At 72.3% G+C, this 13,378-nt stretch carries 11 protein-coding genes; 4 read left to right on the top strand and 7 right to left on the bottom strand.

Annotated features, from left to right (window positions below; genetic code table 11):
* Positions 1-66: 66 nt before the first annotated feature.
* Positions 67-1,059, bottom strand: a complete 993-nt coding sequence (locus ACFIF2_RS23275; protein WP_395575144.1) for a UDP-glucuronic acid decarboxylase family protein — start codon at positions 1,057-1,059, stop codon at positions 67-69.
* A gap of 128 nt (positions 1,060-1,187) precedes the next feature.
* Between ACFIF2_RS23275 and ACFIF2_RS23270 the strand changes: the two genes are divergently transcribed.
* The 3 genes from ACFIF2_RS23270 to ACFIF2_RS23260 all read left to right on the top strand — a co-directional run bounded on the left by ACFIF2_RS23270 (position 1,188) and on the right by ACFIF2_RS23260 (position 3,396).
* A complete protein-coding gene (locus ACFIF2_RS23270; RefSeq protein ID WP_395575143.1) occupies positions 1,188-1,976 on the top strand; it encodes a polysaccharide deacetylase family protein in 789 nt (262 codons plus the stop codon).
* Between the two features lie 30 nt (positions 1,977-2,006).
* Positions 2,007-2,447 carry an SRPBCC family protein gene (locus ACFIF2_RS23265; RefSeq protein WP_395575142.1) on the top strand — a complete coding sequence of 147 codons (441 nt, stop codon included), beginning with the start codon at positions 2,007-2,009 and terminating at the stop codon, positions 2,445-2,447.
* Positions 2,448-2,532: 85 nt separating this feature from the next.
* A complete protein-coding gene (locus tag ACFIF2_RS23260) occupies positions 2,533-3,396 on the top strand; it encodes an endonuclease/exonuclease/phosphatase family protein (RefSeq protein WP_395575141.1) in 864 nt (287 codons plus the stop codon).
* Positions 3,397-3,495: 99 nt separating this feature from the next.
* Here the strand turns inward: ACFIF2_RS23260 and ACFIF2_RS23255 are convergent, their stop codons facing one another.
* From ACFIF2_RS23255 to ACFIF2_RS23230, 6 genes are all read right to left on the bottom strand, one after another.
* Entirely contained in the window at positions 3,496-4,329 is an 834-nt protein-coding gene (locus ACFIF2_RS23255) for an alpha/beta fold hydrolase (protein ID WP_395575140.1), read from the bottom strand.
* A gap of 142 nt (positions 4,330-4,471) precedes the next feature.
* Positions 4,472-5,623: an XdhC family protein gene (locus ACFIF2_RS23250; RefSeq protein ID WP_395575139.1), complete on the bottom strand. Its 1,152-nt coding sequence runs from the start codon at positions 5,621-5,623 to the stop codon at positions 4,472-4,474.
* 49 nt (positions 5,624-5,672) lie between these two features.
* Positions 5,673-7,130 carry an NCS2 family permease gene (locus ACFIF2_RS23245; RefSeq protein WP_395575138.1) on the bottom strand — a complete coding sequence of 486 codons (1,458 nt, stop codon included), beginning with the start codon at positions 7,128-7,130 and terminating at the stop codon, positions 5,673-5,675.
* Positions 7,131-7,332: 202 nt separating this feature from the next.
* A complete protein-coding gene (locus tag ACFIF2_RS23240) occupies positions 7,333-9,717 on the bottom strand; it encodes a xanthine dehydrogenase family protein molybdopterin-binding subunit (RefSeq protein WP_395575137.1) in 2,385 nt (794 codons plus the stop codon).
* Between the two features lies 1 nt (position 9,718).
* On the bottom strand, positions 9,719-10,345 hold the full coding sequence (locus ACFIF2_RS23235) for a (2Fe-2S)-binding protein (RefSeq protein WP_395575136.1): 627 nt from the start codon (positions 10,343-10,345) through the stop codon (positions 9,719-9,721).
* The gene (locus tag ACFIF2_RS23230; protein WP_395575135.1) at positions 10,345-11,235 is read right to left on the bottom strand and encodes an FAD binding domain-containing protein; all 891 of its coding nucleotides are present in this window, start codon (positions 11,233-11,235) and stop codon (positions 10,345-10,347) included. Before ACFIF2_RS23230 ends, ACFIF2_RS23235 begins: the two co-directional genes overlap by 1 nt.
* 297 nt (positions 11,236-11,532) lie before the next feature.
* On the opposite strand from ACFIF2_RS23230, the gene ACFIF2_RS23225 reads away from it, so the two are divergent.
* Positions 11,533-13,239, top strand: a complete 1,707-nt coding sequence (locus ACFIF2_RS23225) for a PucR family transcriptional regulator (protein WP_395575134.1) — start codon at positions 11,533-11,535, stop codon at positions 13,237-13,239.
* The last annotated feature ends 139 nt before the right edge of the window (positions 13,240-13,378 follow it).

The following is a 13,378-nucleotide window of genomic DNA, read 5'->3' as shown; positions in this document are numbered from 1 at the left end:
ACTCAATTCCAGAAATGAGCGCATAAATCACCCACGGTGACGAGATGCGCCGAAACCGCCGGAGGCCTACGCGGCGACGGAGTGCGCGAACCAGCCGATGGTCCGCTCCAGCCCTTCGCTCCAGCCGACCCGCGGCCGCCAGCCGAGTCGCTCCCGGGCCAGGGTCGTGTCGGGCCTGCGCCGGCCGGGGTCGTCGACGGGACGGTCGACGAAGCGGATGCGGGAGCCGGACCCGGTCAGTTCGACGACGCGGCGGGCCAGTTCCAGCATGGTGATCTCGTCGGCGCCGCCGATGTTCATGGGGCCGCTCTCGCCGGACGCGGCCAGGGCGAGGACGCCCTCGACGGTGTCGTCGACGTAGCACAGGGAGCGGGTCTGGCCGCCGTCACCGGCGACGGTGAGCGGCATGCCGTCCAGGGCCTGCGCGATGAAGGTGGGCACGGCGCGGCCGTCGCCGGTGCGCATGCGGGGGCCGTAGGTGTTGAAGATGCGGACGATGGCGGCGTCGGTGCCGTGCACCTGGCGGTGGGCGGTGACCAGGGCCTCGGCGAAGCGCTTGGACTCGTCGTAGACGCTGCGCGGGCCGATCGGGTTGACGTTGCCCCAGTAGGTCTCGCGCTGCGGGTGTTCCAGCGGGTCGCCGTAGACCTCGGAGGTGGAGGCGAGCAGGAAGCGGGCGCCGTCGGCGCGGGCGCGCTCCAGGGCGTTGCGGGTGCCGGTGCTGCCGACGTCGAGGGTCTCCAGGGGCAGCCGGAGGTAGTCGGCGGGCGAGGCCGGGCAGGCGAAGTGCAGCACCAGGTCGAACCGGCCGGGCAGGCCGCGCAGCGCCGCCGGGTCGGTGGCGTCGGCGCGGACGAACCGGAAGCCGCGATGCCGCTCCAGGTCGGCCACGTTGCTCCGGGAGCCGGTGGCCAGGTTGTCGAGGCACACGACGTCGGCCCCCGCGTCGAGCAGCCTGCCGCACAGGTGGGAGCCCACGAAGCCGGCTCCACCGGTCACCAGGGCCCGGCGCCAGACACGACCGCTCACAGGGCTCACGCTCTCGAGGCTCTCGCTCACGGGGTCCTCCTCACTCTCACCGTCACTTGCGTGTCGGCTGAGTAACCCGGCGGACCCCCCGCTACCTCGAACCCGCATTCGAGAGGGAACTATAAACCCCGTATATACTCGCTGTGTATAGTCCTCGCATGCTTTCGCTGACCACGAAGATGACGAAAACGGGGACCGGGTTGCGTGCCGTGGCGGCTCTCGCCGCCGCCGCCTCACTGACGCTCGCGCTGAGCGGCTGCACGCGACTGGAGACGACCTCGCCCAGCTCCGTCCGGGGCGCGGCGGGCGGCCAGGCACGGGCCGCCGCGTTCGGCACGGTCGACTGCCGCCAGGCCAAGTGCATCGCGCTGACCTTCGACGCCGGACCGAGCGAGCACTCCGCGCGGCTGCTCGACATACTCGACGAGAAACAGGTGCCGGCGACCTTCTTCCTGCTGGGAAAACGGCACATCGACACCTATCCCGAGCTTGTCAGGCGCATGGCGGAAGAGGGTCACGAGGTGGCCAGCCACACCTGGACCCACAAGATCCTCACGGACGCCGAACCGGACGAGATACGCGAGGAGTTGGAGCTTCCGAACAAGGAGATAGAGCGCCTGACCGGGCAGCGCCCCACCCTCATGCGCCCGCCGCAGGGCCGCACGGACGACACGGTGCACGAGATCTGCCGCGAGCTGGGGCTGGCGGAGGTGCTGTGGAGCGTGACCGCGAAGGACTACCAGACCGACGACTCCGACCTGATCACCGAGCGGGTCCTGAAGCAGTCGTCGCGGGACGGCATCATCCTGCTGCACGACATCTACGACGGCACCGTGCCCGCCGTCCCCGGCATCATCGACGCGCTCAAGAAGCGCGGCTACGTCTTCGTCACGGTGCCCCAGCTCCTGGCCCCCGGAAAGGCCGAACCCGGCAAGGTCTACCGCTAGCCCGGGCGGCCGGTTCCCTACGATCGTCGCGTGGCCACCTTCTCGCTCGAACGCACCGCCCCGCTCCCCCTGGACGAGGCATGGCGCCGGCTCACCGACTGGCGGCGGCACGGCGACGCCGTACCGCTGACCCGGGTCACCGTCACCACGCCCGGGCCCACCCGCCGGGGCACGGTGATCGTGGCCCGCACGGGCGCCGGCCCCCTCGCCTTCGACGACCGGATGGAGGTGACCCGCTGGCAGCCCCCGCGGGAGGACTCCCCCGGCCTGTGCCGGCTGGAGAAGCGCGGCCGGCTGGTCCGGGGCTGGGCCGAGATCGAGGTCCGGCCCGGCCCGGGCGGCCGCACCCGCGTCGTGTGGCGCGAGGAACTGGACGTCCGCCTCCTCCCGTCCGCCTTCGACCACACCCTCGGCGGCGCGGGCCGGTACGTCTTCGGCCGCGCGGTCAACCGGCTGCTGCGCAGTCCGTGAACCACGGGTGGCGGACGAGGGACGACCCGCGGGCGGGATCGCGCCGCACGCCACGCCGGGGGCGTTTCCCGCGTACCGTGCCGACATGTCTCCCAGAGCCCGCACCCTCGCCCAACTGCCCCTCGCCGCCGCTCTCTTGGGCCTCGCCGTGGCGGCGCCCCCGGCCTCCGCCGGACCGGGGCGCCCGGTCCCGCTGCGCATCGCCACGTACAACATCCACGCCGGTACGGGCACGGACGGCGTCTTCGACCTCGACCGGCAGGCCGCGGCGCTGCGCGCCCTCGACGCGGACGTGATCGGCCTCCAGGAGGTCGACGTGCACTGGGGCCCGCGCAGCCAGGACCTCGACATGGCCGAGGAGTTGGCCCGGCGGCTCGGCATGCGGGTGGCGTTCGCGCCGATCTACAGCCTCGACCCCGTGACGGCGGGCGGCCCCCGGCGTGAGTACGGCGTGGCGGTGCTCTCCCGCTTCCCGGTCCGCTCCGCGGTGAACCACGAGATCACACGCCTGTCCACGCAGGACCAGAACCCGGCACCGGCGCCCGCGCCCGGCTTCGGCGAGGTGACGCTCAAGGTGCGCGGGGTGCCGGTGCAGGTCTTCGTGACCCACCTCGACTACCGGCCCGATCCGGCGGTCCGGGTGGCGCAGGTCGCGGACACGCGGCGGATCATGGCGCGGGAGCGCGCTGCGGCGCCGGGGGCCCGGCAGGTGCTGCTCGGCGACTTCAACGCGGAGCCGACGGCCCCCGAACTGGCCCCGCTCTGGCGGGAGCTGCGCGACGCCGGCGCAGGCACCGGCGGCACGTATCCGGCCGCGTCACCCGTCAAGCGGATCGACTACGTGACCGTCGGCGAGGGCGTGCGGGTGCACGCCGCCACGGTCCCCGAGGAGACCGTCGCCTCGGACCACCGGCCGGTGGTCGCGGAGGTGTCGCTGACCCGCGGGTAGCCGGGCCGGGAACGGACCCGGCAGGTCGCCGCGCGGTACCCGCCCCACCCCTTTTCACCGGTCAGCGCACTCCCCGGAGGTCCACCGCGTTGTCGGGCGTCAGCGCGGGTTCTGGAGGAAGGCGATGAGCGCGGCTGTCAGCTCGGCGGGCGCGTCTTCCTGGACGAGATGGCCCGCATCGGCGATTGGTTCGAGTCGCGCTCCCGGGATGCGGGCGGCCAGCTCCCGTCCTTTCGCCACGGGAATCCAGGTGTCGTCCTGGCCCCAGCACACCAGCGTCGGGATGGCGATCTCCCCGTACTTGTCCTGCACCTCGTCGGTGTAGCGCTGGTCGGCCTGGGCGATCTGCCGGTAGAAGGCCGGTTGGCCGAGGTCGCCGAGCCAGGGCCGGACGAGCCGGTCGAGGACTGCCGGGTGCAGGCCAGGGCTGCTGGCCGAAGTGATGTACTCGCGCACCAGGGCGTGATGCAGCGCGGGCGGCAGCTGCTCGAAGACCTCGGAATGCTCGCCGACAAGCCGGAAGAACGGGGACCCCCACGGCGCCAGCGCGACCGGATCGACCAGAGCGAGTGCGCGGTAGCGGGCCCCGTGCAGCAGGTGCGCCCGCAAGGCGACGGCACCGCCGAAGTCGTGGGCGACCACCAGGGGTTCCTCCAGGCCCCAGTGCGCCAGAATCTCGGTGAAGACCCTGCCCTGGGCAGCCAGGGAAACATCCTGGTCGGCGGACATCTCCGATACCCCGTACCCGGGCATGTCCCACACGAACACCTGGTGACGGCGGGCGAGTGAACGGGCGACAGCGCGCCAGACATACGAGGAGAAGGGTGTGCCGTGCAGGAGCACGACCGGATCCTGAGCGTTCTGGCCGAGGCTGCCCCAGCGGACGTCACCCGACGTGCTGCGGAACGTCTCGGCCAGCTGCCATTCACTCACGGGTGTGCTCCTCTCGGTTGTGCTCCCGGCCCAAGCCGCTGCCTCTCCTGATCCGTCAGCCTCCGACTACGACCGGCTCCGCCACCGCACCTCCACGCATCCGATCAGACGTGTCCTCACATCCAACCGGCCGCGAGGTGACTCACGCCACCGAACCGATGCGCCCCGCCGGCGACGACGGGCCGTCATGGTGGATCGGGGTGTGGGCGCCGGTCAAGGAGGCGCCCGTGCCGCCGCGGCGGGTCGCGACGATCTCGGCGGCGATGGACAGGGCCGTCTCCTCGGGCGTGCGGGCGCCGAGGTCGAGGCCGATGGGTGACCTGAGGCGGGACAGCTCCAGGTCGCTCACGCCGACCTCGCGCAGGCGCGCGTTGCGGTCCAGGTGGGTGCGGCGGGAGCCCATCGCGCCCACGTACGCCACCGGCAGGCGCAGCGCCAGCTTCAGCAGGGGTACGTCGAACTTGGCGTCGTGGGTCAGCACGCACAGCACCGTGCGCGCGTCGACCTCGGTGCGCCGCAGGTACTCGTGCGGCCACTCGACGACGATCTCGTCCGCCTCCGGGAAGCGGGTCGTGGTGGCGAAGACGGGGCGGGCGTCGCAGACGGTGACGCGGTAGCCGAGGAACTTGCCGGCGCGGACCAGGGCCGAGGCGAAGTCGATCGCGCCGAAGACGATCATGCGGGGGGCGGGGACGGAGGACTCGATCAGGAGGGTCAGCGGCGCCCCGCAGCGCGAGCCCTGCTCGCCGATCTCCAGGGTGCCGGTGCGGCCGGCGTCCAGGAACGCGCCCGCCTCGGCGGCCACCGTGCGGTCCAGCTCGGGGTGGGCGCCGAATCCGCCCTCGTGGGAGCCGTCCGGGCGGACCAGGAGCGCGCGGCCCGTCAGCTCGGCCGGACCGCTGACGATCCGTGCCACCGCCGCCGCCTTCCCGCGCGCGGCGGTGGCGAGCGCGGCGGCCAGCACCGGACGGGCGGGGTCGTCCGCCCGGACCGGCGTGACGAGGATGTCGATGACGCCGCCGCAGGTCAGGCCCACGGCGAAGGCGTCCTCGTCGCTGTAGCCGAAGCGTTCCAGGACGGTTTCGCCGTCCTCGAGCGCCTGCCGGCACAGCTCGTACACGGCCCCTTCCACACAGCCGCCCGAGACCGAGCCGATCGCCGTGCCGTCGGCGTCCACCGCGAGGGCGGCGCCGGGCAGCCGGGGCGCGCTGCCGCCGACGGCCACCACGGTGGCCACGGCGAAGTCGCGTCCCTGCCCGACCCACCGGTCCAGCTCTTCGGCGATGTCCAGCATCTCTCGGTCTCCTTGTACGGCCGTGGTGGAAGGGTTCCCGCAGCAGCGGCTAGTGCACGCCCAGCCAGCTCTCGATCGGGTTGAGGGCGAAGTAGACGATGAAGATCACCGTCAGGGCCCACATGAACGCGCCGATCTCCCGGGCCTTGCCCTGGGCCACCTTGATGGCGACGTAGGAGATGACGCCGGCGGCGACGCCCGCCGTGATGGAGTACGTGAACGGCATCAGGACGACGGTCAGGAAGACCGGGATCGCGGTGGCCCGGTCGGCCCAGTCCACGTGCCGGGCGTTCATCATCATCATCGCGCCGATGACGACCAGGGCGGCGGAGGCGACCTCCTGCGGCACGATCGCGGTGATCGGCGTGAAGAAGAGGCAGGCCGCGAAGAAGAGGCCGGTGACGACCGAGGCGAGGCCCGTGCGGGCGCCCTCCCCGACGCCGGTCGCGGACTCGACGAAGACGGTCTGGCCGGAGCCGCCCGCCACGCCGCCGATCGCGCCGCCGGCGCCGTCGACGAACAGCGCCTTCGACAGGCCCGGCATCCGGCCCTTGTCGTCGGCGAGCTTGGCCTCGGTGCCGACGCCGATGATGGTGGCCATCGCGTCGAAGAACCCGGCCAGCACCAGCGTGAAGACGATCATGCCGACCGTCATCGCGCCGACCTCGCCCCAGCCGCCGAACTCCAGCTCGCCGAAGAGCGAGAAGTCGGGCATCGACACCGCGCTGCCGTGCAGTTCGGGGGCTCCGTTGGCCCACTGCTTGGGGTCGATGACCCCGGTGGCGTTCAGCAGGGCCGCGACGATCGTGCCGGCGATGATGCCGATCAGGATCGCGCCGGGGGTGTTGCGCGCCTGGAGCATGAAGATCAGGAGCAGGGTGCCCGCGAAGAGCAGGACGGGCCAGCCGGCGAGTTCACCGGTGGGGCCGAGGGAGAGCGGGGTCGCCTTGCCCGGGTGGACGAAACCGCCCTTGACCAGGCCGATGATGGCGATGAACAGGCCGATGCCCATGGTGATGCCGTGCTTGAGGGCGAGCGGGATCGCGTTCATGATCATCTCGCGCAGCCCGGTGACCACGAGAAGCATGATCACCACGCCGTACATCACGCACATGCCCATGGCCTGCGGCCACGTCATCTGCGGGACGACCTGCCCCGCGATCACGCCGGACACCGAGAGTCCGGCGGCCAGGGCGAGGGGCACCTTGCCGACGAAGCCCATCAGGAGCGTGGTGACCGCCGCGGCGAGCGCCGTCGCGGTGATCAGGGCCTTCTGGCCCAGGGTGTCCCCCGCCGCGTCCTTGCCGGACAGGATGACGGGGTTGAGCAGGACGATGTACGCCATCGCCATGAAGGTGGTGATGCCGCCGCGCACCTCACGCGCGAAGGTCGATCCTCGGTGGCTGATGTGAAAGTACCGGTCGAGCCAAGACCGTCCGGCGGGGACGCGGGAACCCGCGCCCGCGTCCTCGGCGGTGGTCTTGGGCTCCACTGACTGCTGGGTCATGGTGCCGTCTCCCAAGGTTCACAGGGGCACCCGCGGGGGCCGCCGGGGCGGCTGCGGGATTTGGGATGTGCACGACCCGGGGGACGGCCCGAGACGAACGCATGGGTGGTGGTGCTGCAAGGACCGCGAGCGGTGCGGGACTTGGACTGTGCTCCGGGCGACGCGGAGTGTGTGACGTTCCGTGCGCCGCCCGGAGGGCCTTTCACGCCGTGCCGGTGAGGTGCTCCGGTCGTACCGGCGTGCGGTCGAGGGTCAGCCCGGTCGCGTTGCGGATGGCCGCGAGGACCGCCGGCGTCGACGACAGGGTGGGGGCCTCGCCGATGCCGCGCAGCCCGTACGGGGCGTGGTCGTCGGCGAGTTCGAGCACGTCGACCGGGATGGTCGGCGTGTCGAGGATCGTGGGCAGCAGGTAGTCCGTGAAGGACGGGTTCCTGACCTTGGCGGTCTTCGGGTCGACGACGATCTCCTCCATCACCGCGATGCCCATGCCCTGGAGGGTGCCGCCCTGGATCTGGCCGACCACGGAGAGCGGGTTGAGCGCCTTGCCGACGTCCTGCGCGCAGGCCAGCTCGACGACCTTGACCAGGCCGAGTTCGGTGTCGACCTCGACGACGGCGCGGTGCGCGGCGAAGGAGTACTGGACGTGGCCGTTGCCCTGGCCGGTGCGCAGGTCGAAGGCCTCGGTCGGCCGGTGCCGCCACTCCTCCTCGACCTCGACCGCCTCGCCCTCCAGGACGTCGACCAGGTCGCCGAGGACCTCGCCGCCGTCGGTGACGACCTTGCCGCCCTCCAGCAGGAGTTCGGCGGTCGCCCAGGCGGGGTGGTAGGAGCCGAACTTGCGGCGGCCGATCTCCAGGACCTTCTCGCGCACCAGCTCGCACGCGTTCTTCACGGCGCCGCCGGTGACGTACGTCTGCCGGGAGGCCGAGGTCGAGCCGGCCGAGCCCACCTGGGTGTCCGCCGGGTGGATGGTCACCTGGGTGACGCCCAGCTCGGTGCGGGCGATCTGCGCGTGGACGGTGACGCCGCCCTGGCCGACCTCCGCCATCGCTGTGTGCACGGTGGCGACGGGCTCTCCGTTGATGACCTCCATGCGCACCTTGGCGGTGGAGTAGTCGTCGAAGCCCTCGGAGAAGCCGACGTTCTTGATGCCGACCGCGTAGCCGACCCCGCGGACGACGCCCTCGCCGTGCGTGGTGTTGGACAGGCCGCCGGGCAGCTGCCGTACGTCGGAGCCCTCGCTGGACTCCCACTGGCGCTCGGGCGGCAGCGGCATCGCCTTGACGCGGCGCAGCAGTTCGGCGACCGGTGCCGGCGAGTCGACCGGCTGGCCGGTGGGCATGATCGTGCCCTGCTCCATGGCGTTGATCCGGCGGAACTCCACGGGGTCCATGCCGAGTTCCTTGGCGACCTTGTCCATCTGCGCCTCGTAGGCGAAGCACGCCTGGACCGCGCCGAAGCCGCGCATGGCGCCGCAGGGCGGGTTGTTGGAGTAGAGGGCGATGGCCTCGATGTCCACGTCGTCGATCACGTACGGGCCGACCGACAGCGAGGAGGCGTTGCCGACGACCGCCGGGGAGGCGGAGGCGTAGGCGCCGCCGTCCAGGACGATCCGGCACTTCATGTGCGTGAGCTTGCCGTCCTTGGTGGCGCCGTGCTCGTAGTACAGGCGCGCGGGGTGGCGGTGGACGTGGCCGAAGAAGGACTCGAAGCGGTTGTAGACGATCTTGACGGGCTTGCCGGTGCGCATCGCCAGCAGGCAGGCGTGGATCTGCATCGACAGGTCCTCGCGGCCGCCGAACGCGCCGCCGACGCCGGACAGCGTCATCCGCACCTTGTCCTCGGGCAGGCCGAGGACCGGGGCGATCTGCTTCAGGTCGGAGTGCAGCCACTGGGTGGCGACGTACAGTTCGACGCCGCCGTCCTCGGCGGGCACCGCGAGGCCGGACTCGGGGCCGAGGAAGGCCTGGTCCTGCATGCCGAAGTAGTACTCGCCCTTGACGATCACGTCGGCCCGCTTGGCGGCCTCGTCGGCGTCGCCGCGGACGATCGGCTGGCGGTGCACGATGTTGGGGTGCGGTACGTGGCCGATGTGGTGGTCGTCGCGGTTCTCGTGGACCAGGATCGCGTCGGGGGCGGTCGCGGACGCCTCGTCGGTGATGACGGGCAGCTCCCGGTACTCCACCTTGATCTTGGCGGCGGCGCGGCGCGCGGTCTCCGGGTGGTCGGCGGCGACGATGGCGACCGGCTCGCCGTGGTGGCGGACCTTGCCGTGGGCGAGGACGGGGGTGTCCTGGATCTCCAGGCCGTAGTGGCGCACGTCGGTGGGCAGGTCGTCGTAGGTCATGACGGCGTAGACGCCCGCGGTGGCGAGGGCCTCGCTCGTGTCGATGGAGACGATCTCGGCGTGCGCGACGGTGGAGCGCAGGATCTGGCCCCACAGCATGTCCTCGTGCCACATGTCGGACGAGTACGCGAACTCGCCGGTGACCTTGAGGGTGCCGTCCGGGCGGAGCGTGGACTCGCCGATGCCGCCCTTGGTCTGGGAACCCTGGGTGATTTTGGTGGGTGCGCCGTTGGCTGCCATGTCAGACCCCCTCGGACTGGCGGGCGGCCGCCAGGCGGACCGCGTCCATGATCTTCTCGTAGCCCGTGCAGCGGCACAGGTTGCCCGACAGCGCCTCGCGGATGTCCGCGTCGGACGGGTTCGGGTTGCGCTCCAGCATCTCGTCGGCGGCGACCAGCAGGCCCGGCGTGCAGAAGCCGCACTGGACGGCTCCGGCGTCGATGAACGCCTGCTGGATCGGGGCGAGTTCGGTGCCCTCGCCGGTCTGCGAGTCGGTGCCCTTGGCCTGCCAGCGCTTGGCCTGGTCGAGGGTGGTGCCCCGGCCCTCGCCCGTGTCGCCGCCCTTGCCGTGGCCGGCGCCGCTGCCGCAGGCGCCGGTGGCGCAGCCCTCGGCGCGCTCCTTGGCGAAGTCCGCGAGGCCTTCGACCGTGACGACCTCGCGGCCCTGCGCCTGGCCGGCGGCGACCAGACAGGCGCACACCGGGACGCCGTCCAGGCGGACCGTGCAGGAACCGCACTCGCCCTGTTCGCAGGCGTTCTTGGAGCCGGGCAGGCCCATCCGCTCGCGCAGCACGTACAGCAGGGACTCGCCCTCCCACACGTCGTCGGCTTCCTGCGGGCGTCCGTTGACAGTGAAGTTGACGCGCATTACGCCGCTCCCTCCGTGGTGTGGCGGGCGCCGCGGTACGACTCCCAGGTCCAGGTCAGTGTCCGGCGTGCCATGACGCCGACCGCGTGCCGGCGGTAGCTCGCGGTGCCCCGGACGTCGTCGATCGGGTTGCAGGCGGCGGCGCACAGGTCCGCGAACTGCTTGGCGACGGACGGGGTGACGATCTTCCCGTTGTCCCAGAAGCCGCCCTCCTCCAGCGCCGCGTTCAGGAACTCCTCGGCGGCCGTGGCCCGGATGGGGGTGGGCGCGGCCGAGCCGATGCCGGTGCGGACGGTACGGGTCTCGGGGTGCAGGGCGAGGCCGAAGGCGCACACGGCGATGACCATCGCGTTGCGGGTGCCGACCTTGGAGAACTGCTGCGGCCCGTCGGCCTTCTTGACGTGCACGGCGCGGATCAGCTCGTCCGGCTCCAGCGCGTTGCGCTTCACGCCCGTGTAGAACGCGTCGATCGGGATCATGCGCTTGCCGCGCACCGACTCGGCCTCGACCTGGGCCCCGGCGGCGAGCAGCGCCGGGTGGGCGTCGCCGGCCGGGGAGGCGGTGCCGAGGTTCCCGCCCACGCCGCCGCGGTTACGGATCTGCGGGGAGGCGACCGTGTGCGAGGCGAGGGCGAGACCCGGCAGCTCGGTGCTCAGGTTCTCCATGATCCTGGTGTAGGGCACGGAGGCACCGAGCCGTACGGAGTCCTCGCCGACCTCCCACTCGCCGAGGTCGCCGATGCGGTTCAGGTCCATGAGGTACTCGGGCCGGCGGTGGTCGAAGTTGATCTCGACCATCACATCGGTGCCACCCGCAATCGGCACAGCGGTGGGGTGCTCGGCCTTCGCGGCGAGCGCCTCCTCCCAGCTGGCGGGGCGAAGGAAGTCCATGACCGGCTCTCTTCTTCGTCTACTTGTGGGGCGTACAGATTGAGCCAATCCGTGTGCGGCGGTCCCGGCTCGTTCATGTGCTGTTCACGTGGAGTGACCTCAGTACACCGCCCGGTGCTCCACCAGGGTCAGTCGCAGAAACCATGAAGGAGTTGGCTGGCCAACGCGGGCATCTTGTAGATTCGTATGAAAGGAGGCCCTCAGTACCCTCCTGGTTTTCCTCCGGTCCCTCCGGCAATCGGGCGACACAGCCGCGTGACCTGGAACACTTCGAGACAAAGAACGGCGGCGACGAGAATGCGGCTGCGCGCACTGCTGGACACCGACGCGCTGGGCCTCAGGCTGCTCGGCGGCGAGGACGAGCTGGACCGCTCCGTGCGGGGCGTGATGACCACCGACCTGCGGGACCCCAGCCGCTACCTCTCCGGCGGGGAACTGGTCCTCACCGGCCTGGCCTGGCGCCGGGACGCCGCCGATTCCGAGCCGTTCGTGCGCCTGCTGGTGCAGGCCGGCGTGGCCGCCCTCGCCGCCGGTGAGGCGGAGCTGGGGAGCGTGCCGGAGGACCTGGTGGTGGCGTGCGCGCGGCACCGGCTGCCGCTGTTCGCGGTGCACGAGTCGGTGGCCTTCGCGACCATCACCGAGCACGTGGTGCGCCAGGTCTCCGGCGAGCGCGCGGGGGACCTCGCGGCCGTGGTGGACCGGCACCGCCGGATGATGACCTCCGGCCCGGCGGGCGGCGGCCCCGACGTGGTGCTGGACCTGCTCGGCTCCGACCTGGACCTGCGGGCCTGGGTGCTCTCCCCCACCGGACGGCCGGTCGCCGGCCCGAAGGACGCGGGGCCGGCGCTGGGTACCGAGGTGTGCGCGAAGCTCGCGGCGGAGCACCTCGCCGCCACCCGCGCGGGCCGGCGCGCGCCGCACCGGGTGACGCTGGGCGCGACGACGTACAGCCTCTTCCCGGTACGGGCCTCGGGGCACCGCCCGGTGGCCGGCGCGGCGCGGGTCCCGCAGCCCGCCCGGGACGTGCGCGAGACGGTGCTGTCCGACTGGCTGCTGGTCGTGGAGGCGGACGCCGGGGACTGGGCCGAGGAGCGGCTCGACCTGCTGTACGGCGTCACGCAGCTCATCGCGGTCGAGCGGGACCGCCGGGACGCGGCGCGCACGGTGCGGCGGCGGCTCGCGCAGGAGGTCCTGGAGCTGGTCCAGACGGGGGCCGCGCCCGCCGAGATCGCGGCCCGGCTGCGGGTCGCGGCGCCGGTGCTGCTGCCGGGCCTCGGCGCGGCCCCGCACTGGCAGGTGGTCGTGGCCCGCGTGGAGTGGGAGGACGGCGCGGACGGCGCGGCGCGGACCGGCCCGGTCGCCCAGTCCCTGCTGGAGGAGATCCTCGTCGACCCGCTCGCCACCGGCCCCGAGCACTCCGACCGCATCGCCGTGGCGCACGCGGGCGACGAGGCCGTCGCCCTGGTGCCGCTGCCGGCGGTCTCCAGCGAGCACGACGGCTCCGAGACCGGCATCCTCGCGGACGCGCTGCTGGAGTCGGTGCGGGAACCGCTGTCGGCGGGGCTGGACGGCGACGGGCGGGTCACGCTCGGCGTCAGCGCGGCCGTGCACTCGGCGGAGGGACTGCGCGGCGCGCTGGAGGAGGCCCGGCACGCGCGGCGGGTCGCCGCGGCCCGCCCCGGCCGGGTGTGCGCGGCCGGCCACCAGGAACTGGCCTCGCACGTCCTCCTCCTCCCCTTCGTCCCCGACGACGTCCGCCGGGCCTTCACCGCCCGGCTGCTGGACCCGCTGCGGGACTACGACCGCCGCCACCGCGCCGAGCTGATCCCGACCCTGGAGGCCTTCCTCGACAGCGACGGCTCCTGGACGCGCTGCGCCACCCGGCTCCACCTGCACGTCAACACGCTGCGCTACCGCGTCGGCCGGATCGAGCAGCTGACGGGACGTGACCTCTCGCGCCTGGAGGACAAGCTGGACTTCTTCCTGGCCCTGCGGATGAGCTGAGCCGGGCGGCGCGACGGCGTCCGCCGCCGCTCCCCGGCCCCCTCCCTCCTCCGGTCCCAAACCTGCGGACCGGGAAGTCCCCCACTTTGTGAAATCTTTCACCCATCCTCTTGGCCGGGCCGCCGGATCCGTGCTGAGA

The sequence above is a fragment of the Streptomyces sp. BK79 genome (assembly GCF_044142145.1).
Taxonomy (GTDB): Bacteria; Actinomycetota; Actinomycetes; order Streptomycetales; family Streptomycetaceae; genus Streptomyces.
The sequence above is the reverse complement of the archived record's forward strand: the minus strand, read 5'-3'. Positions and strand labels throughout refer to the sequence as shown.

Bases quoted from the DNA above. Each gene is read 5' to 3' on its own strand.
- ACFIF2_RS23270 (WP_395575143.1), top strand. From the start codon at position 1,188: ATGCTTTCGCTGACCACGAAGATGACGAAAACGGGGACCGGGTTGCGT.
- ACFIF2_RS23260 (WP_395575141.1), top strand. From the start codon at position 2,533: ATGTCTCCCAGAGCCCGCACCCTCGCCCAACTGCCCCTCGCCGCCGCT.
- ACFIF2_RS23250 (WP_395575139.1), bottom strand. From the start codon at position 5,623: ATGCTGGACATCGCCGAAGAGCTGGACCGGTGGGTCGGGCAGGGACGC.
- ACFIF2_RS23245 (WP_395575138.1), bottom strand. From the start codon at position 7,130: ATGACCCAGCAGTCAGTGGAGCCCAAGACCACCGCCGAGGACGCGGGC.
- ACFIF2_RS23240 (WP_395575137.1), bottom strand. From the start codon at position 9,717: ATGGCAGCCAACGGCGCACCCACCAAAATCACCCAGGGTTCCCAGACC.
- ACFIF2_RS23235 (WP_395575136.1), bottom strand. From the start codon at position 10,345: ATGCGCGTCAACTTCACTGTCAACGGACGCCCGCAGGAAGCCGACGAC.
- ACFIF2_RS23230 (WP_395575135.1), bottom strand. From the start codon at position 11,235: ATGGACTTCCTTCGCCCCGCCAGCTGGGAGGAGGCGCTCGCCGCGAAG.
- ACFIF2_RS23225 (WP_395575134.1), top strand. From the start codon at position 11,533: ATGCGGCTGCGCGCACTGCTGGACACCGACGCGCTGGGCCTCAGGCTG.